The sequence below is a fragment of the Streptomyces synnematoformans genome (assembly GCF_039531005.1).
Taxonomy (GTDB): domain Bacteria; phylum Actinomycetota; class Actinomycetes; order Streptomycetales; family Streptomycetaceae; genus Streptomyces; species Streptomyces synnematoformans.
Map to the genome: position 1 here is coordinate 1 of NZ_BAAAPF010000428.1, position 4,705 is coordinate 4,705.

4 protein-coding genes and 1 pseudogene are annotated in these 4,705 nt (G+C 76.2%); 3 read left to right on the plus strand and 2 right to left on the minus strand.

The window, feature by feature from the left end; all coding sequences use genetic code 11:
- Together ABD317_RS33650 and ABD317_RS33655 are read left to right on the plus strand one after the other, a co-directional pair.
- Nucleotides 1–279, plus strand: a pseudogene (locus ABD317_RS33650) (NAD(P)H-dependent oxidoreductase); the annotation flags it as partial.
- 35 nt (nucleotides 280–314) lie between these two features.
- The gene (locus ABD317_RS33655; protein ID WP_344295106.1) at nucleotides 315–1,949 is read left to right on the plus strand and encodes an MFS transporter; all 1,635 of its coding nucleotides are present in this window, start codon (nucleotides 315–317) and stop codon (nucleotides 1,947–1,949) included.
- A gap of 159 nt (nucleotides 1,950–2,108) precedes the next feature.
- Here the strand turns inward: ABD317_RS33655 and ABD317_RS33660 are convergent, their stop codons facing one another.
- Nucleotides 2,109–2,807: a glycerophosphodiester phosphodiesterase family protein gene (locus ABD317_RS33660; protein ID WP_027754929.1), complete on the minus strand. Its 699-nt coding sequence runs from the start codon at nucleotides 2,805–2,807 to the stop codon at nucleotides 2,109–2,111.
- Nucleotides 2,804–3,925, minus strand: coding sequence for an adenosine deaminase (locus ABD317_RS33665; protein WP_425582507.1), 1,122 nt, complete (start codon nucleotides 3,923–3,925; stop codon nucleotides 2,804–2,806). Before ABD317_RS33665 ends, ABD317_RS33660 begins: the two co-directional genes overlap by 4 nt.
- A gap of 49 nt (nucleotides 3,926–3,974) precedes the next feature.
- On the opposite strand from ABD317_RS33665, the gene ABD317_RS33670 reads away from it, so the two are divergent.
- A complete protein-coding gene (locus tag ABD317_RS33670) occupies nucleotides 3,975–4,388 on the plus strand; it encodes a hypothetical protein (RefSeq protein ID WP_344295111.1) in 414 nt (137 codons plus the stop codon).
- Nucleotides 4,389–4,705 lie beyond the last annotated feature (317 nt).

Consider the following 4,705-nt stretch of genomic DNA (forward strand, 5'->3'; position numbering starts at 1 on the left):
GTCGTCGTGGCGCCGGCCGCGCCGGGGCCGCGGCCGCCCGGCCCGCTGCGGCGGGCGCTGGCCTGGTGCGCGGAGGCGTTCAAGGCCCGGCCGGTGGCGCTGCACGTACGGGCGGGGGAGGGAGCCCCGCGCGCCCTGCGGGCGCTGCGCGCCGACCTCGCCGAGGCACACGCGCTGACCGTGTACGAGACCGACTGCCCCGACGGCGCGCTCGACCAGCTCATCTGGTGGGCCCGCGCCCTGCGCGCCGCCCGCGCCCACACCCCGTACCCCTTCTGAACCGACCGTCCCCGAACCCGGAAACGAGAACAATCATGTCCGCAACCGCCCCGGAGGCCGCCGCGCTGCGCGCCGGCCCCAGGCAGTGGATCGGCCTCGCGGTGCTCCTCGCGCCGACGGTCCTGCTCTTCGTCACGATGACCGTGCTCTTCCTCGCCACCCCCGACATCGCCGCCGACCTCGGCCCCAGCAGCAGCCAGCTGCTGTGGATCAACGACATCTACGGCTTCATGATGGCCGGCCTGCTCGTCGCCATGGGCACACTCGGCGACCGCATCGGCCGCCGCCGCATCCTGCTCTTCGGCGCCGCGGCGTTCGGCGCGGCGTCGGCGGCGGCCGCGTTCGCGCCGGGCGCGGAGGCGCTGATCGCGGCGCGCGCCGTGATGGGCGTGGGCGCGGCGGCGGTGGTGCCGGCGACGCTGTCGCTCATCAGCAACATGTTCCAGGACGCCAGGCAGCGCGCCACCGCCATCGGCCTGTGGGCGGCGTCGGTGTCCGTCGGCGTGGCCGTCGGCCCGCTGGTGGGCGGGCTGCTGCTGGAGAACTTCTGGTGGGGCGCCGCCCTGCTGGCGGGCGCGCCGGTGATGGCGCTGGTGCTCCTCGCGGCGCCGTTCCTGGTGCCCGAGTACCGGGCGCCGCGGCCGGGGCGGCTCGACCTGCCGAGCGTGGCGCTGTCGACGGTCACGGTGCTGCCCGTCGTGTACGGGGTGAAGGAGATGGCCGCGCACGGCGTCAACGCCACCGCGATCGTCGCCCTCCTGCTCGGCGTCGTGCTGTCGACCGTGTTCGTACGGCGGCAGCTGCGGCTGAGCGACCCGCTGCTCGACATGCGGCTGTTCGGCGACCGCACCTTCAGCGGCGCCCTCGCCGTCTTCCTCCTCAGCGCCGTCGCGCTGGGCGGCGTGTACCTGCTCTTCACGCAGTACCTGCAGCTCGTCGAGGAGCTGACGCCGCTGGAGGCGGGGCTGTGGATCCTGCCCGCGGCGGTGCTGCTGGTGATCGTCTCGATGCTGTCGCCGGTGATCGCCCGCAGGGTGCGCCCGGGGTACGTCGTGGCGGCGGGCAGCCTGCTGTCGGCGGCGGGGTACGTGGTCCTCACCCAGGTCGACAGCGTGGGCGGGCTGCCGATGCTCATCACCGGCTTCTACCTGCTCTACCCGGGCATCGCGCCGGTGATGGCGCTGGCCACCAACCTGGTCATCGGCTCCGCCCCGCCGGAGAAGGCGGGCGCCGCGTCGGCGGTCAACAGCACCGCGAGCGACCTCGGCGTCGCCCTCGGCATCGCCCTCCTCGGCAGCGTCGGCACCGCCGTCTACCGCGGCGACATGGCCCCCGCGATGGACGCCGCCCCCGCCGGCGTACCGGACGGCGCGGACGGCGCCGCCCGCGACACCCTGCCGGGTGCGCTGAGCGCGGCGGAGGACCTGCCCGCGGCGCTGGGCGAGGCGGTGCTCGCACCGGCGAAGGCCGCGTTCGCCAGCGGGCTCAACGTGGCGGCGGCGGTCGCGGCGGGGCTGGCGGTGGCGGCGGCGGTGCGGTCGGCGACGCTGCTGCGCCGCGTCCCGGCCTCGGGCGCACCGGCGCCTGCGCCGGGAGCGGCTTCGGCGGCGGGTTCCGCGGACCCGGCCGCGCCAGACGGGACCCCGGTGCCGGCGGAAGCCGGTCGCTGAGGCCCGTACGCCGTCCGGACAGCCGGCGTACGGAGCGGAAGAGAGCCGCGCGGCAGGGGAGTCGAGCCCCCGCCGCGCGGCGCCGCCGGTTGCGCGCGGCGGCCCGCGGGGACACGGCGACGCCGTCGCCCGGCTGCGGCCCCGCCGCGGGGGACCCCCTCAGGAGCCGAGGTGGCGGCGCAGGCCCCGGATGCGGTTGCTGGTGATCGCGTCCACGCCCATCGCGGTCAGGCGGCGCCAGTTGCGCGGCCAGTCGACCGTCCAGCAGGACACCCGGTAGCCCGCCTCGTGGTCCTCGCGGACCGTGGCCTCGTCGAGGAGGCCGAAGCGGTAGTTGAGCCACTGCGGGCGCAGCCGCCGGAGCAGGCCGGCGCGGTACGGGACGGGGGAGGAGCAGGTGAGGGCTATCTCGGCGGCGGGGTACGCGGCGCGGATGGTGAGCAGGGCGGCGGTGCCGCCGCAGTAGTACGTGCGGGCCGCGGCGTCGGATTCCAGCACCTCCGCGATGGTGGGCTCGGCGGCGGCCGGGTCCGGGAGGTCGATGAAGGAGCGCACGCCCGGGCTCTCCGCCATGATCTTCAGCGCCTCGCGCAGCGTCGGGATGCCGCCGCCGGAGCGCTCCTGGACCTCCGCGTACGACAACGACGCGAGCGTCGCCTCCTGCCCCCACAGCCGCTGCAGCGTGCGGTCGTGCAGCAGCACCGGCACGCCGTCCCCCGTGAGCCGGACGTCGAACTCGACGGCGTCCGCACCTGCCGCCACCGCCGAGCGCAGCGAGCCGAGGGTGTTCTCGCGCACGACGTACGGATCGCCGCGGTGGGCGACGGCCAGCGTCCGGGCGGGGGCGGGGGCCGTCACAGGGCGGGCGGGGTCGCGGGCCGGGGGGCGCCGGGGGCGGTGGCCGCCGCCGGCCAGGCGGCGAGATAGGCGTCGATCTCCGCCGTCAGCGCCGCCTTCGCGGCCGGCTCCATGAAGGACGCCGCGACGGAGTTCTTCGCGAGGGCCGCGACCCCGGCCTCGTCGAGTCCGAGGAGGCGGGCGGCCACCGCGTACTCCGTGTTGAGGTCCGTACCGAACATCGGCGGGTCGTCGCTGCCCAGCGCGACCAGCACGCCCGCGTCGACGATCCGCCGCAGCGGGTGCTCGTCGAGCGAGGGGACCGCCTTCGTGGCCACGTTGGAGGTCGGGCAGATCTCCAGCGGAATGCCCGCCTCGGCGAGGTGCCCCAGCAGCTTCGGGTCCTGCGCGGCGCTCGTGCCGTGCCCGATGCGCTCGGCGCGCAGCTCGGTGACGGCGTCCCAGACCGTCTGCGGCCCGGTCGTCTCGCCGGCGTGTGGGACGCTGCGCAGCCCGGCGGCCAGGGCCCGGTCGAAGTACGGCTTGAACTGGCCGCGCGGCACGCCCATCTCGGGGCCGCCGAGGCCGAAGGCCACGAGGCCCTCGCAGCCGACGTCGACGGCGATCCGCGCGGTCTCCTCGGCCGCGGCCAGCCCCGCCTCGCCGGGGATGTCGAAACACCAGCGCAGCGCGACGCCCAGCTCGGACTCGGCGCCGCGGCGGGCGTCCTCCAGGGCGTCGAGGAAGGCGCGGTCGGGGATGCCGCGGCTCGTGGAGCTGTACGGGGTGACGGTCAGCTCGGCGTAGCGGATGTTCTGCCGGGCCATGTCGCGGGCGATCTCGTACGTCAGCAGGCGCACGTCCTCCGGGTCCCGGACGAGGTCGACCACGGAGAGGTAGATCTCGATGAAGTGGGCGAAGTCGCGGAAGGTGAAGAAGTCGGCCAGGGCGGCCGCGTCCGCGGGCACCGTCGAGTCCGGGTGCCGGGCGGCGAGTTCGGCGACGATGCGGGGGGACGCGGAGCCGACGTGGTGGACGTGGAGCTCGGCCTTCGGCAGACCGGAGATGAAGGAGTCGAGATCGGCCATCACATCATCGTATGCCAAGGGACTGACGCCGCTGTCCCGGCTCCGTAGCATGTGCGAACGCGCGCGTGGCGGCGCGCGGAGGGCGGGGAGGGGAGCGGATATGGCGGCGAGCAGTCCGTCGGCGCCGGCCGCAGCCGGGGCGCGGCGGGGCCCGGCCGGCCTGGGGACGAAGGCGATGGTGTGCGGCATCGTCGGCGTCACGCTCCTGCCCACGCTCTACGGCATGGTGCTCTCGGTGCTGCTCGGCCCGGCGGCGCTGGCGCTGGGGCTGCTCGCGCACCGCCGGGCGCGGCGCGACGGCGTGGGCGCGGGGCGGAACGCGGTGATCGGCATCGCGACGGGCGCGGTGGCGTTCGCGGTCGCGGCGGCGGTGATCGTGCTGACGCTGGCGGGCGTGATCTTCTCCGGGGACGACGGGGAGGAGCGGCCCGCGGACCGGCGCGAGGGACCGAGTCTGCAGGTCATGGCGGACCGGTCGGGGACGCTTCCGCAGCCGGGCGGCGGCGCGGGGTGAGCGAGACCGGCGGGGCGCGTGCGGCTCGTACAGTTGAGCCCATGGACACGGACCGGCGGGACGACGCGGCGGGGCGAGGCGCGGTCCGCGTGGAGGCGGCCCGGGGACCGGGGGAGCCCGGACCCGGGGCGGTGCCGCCCGCCGGGAGCGCTGAACGGGCCGCGGGGGCCGGGGCGGCCGAGTCGGCTGAAGCGGCCGGGCGGGGTGAAGCGGCCGAAGCGGTCGCGGCGGCCGGGCCGGCCGGAGCGGCCGACGTGGCCGAGGCAAAGTCGGATCGTAGCCATGTCGTTCTGTGAGCCAAGGAGTTGGTAGAATGT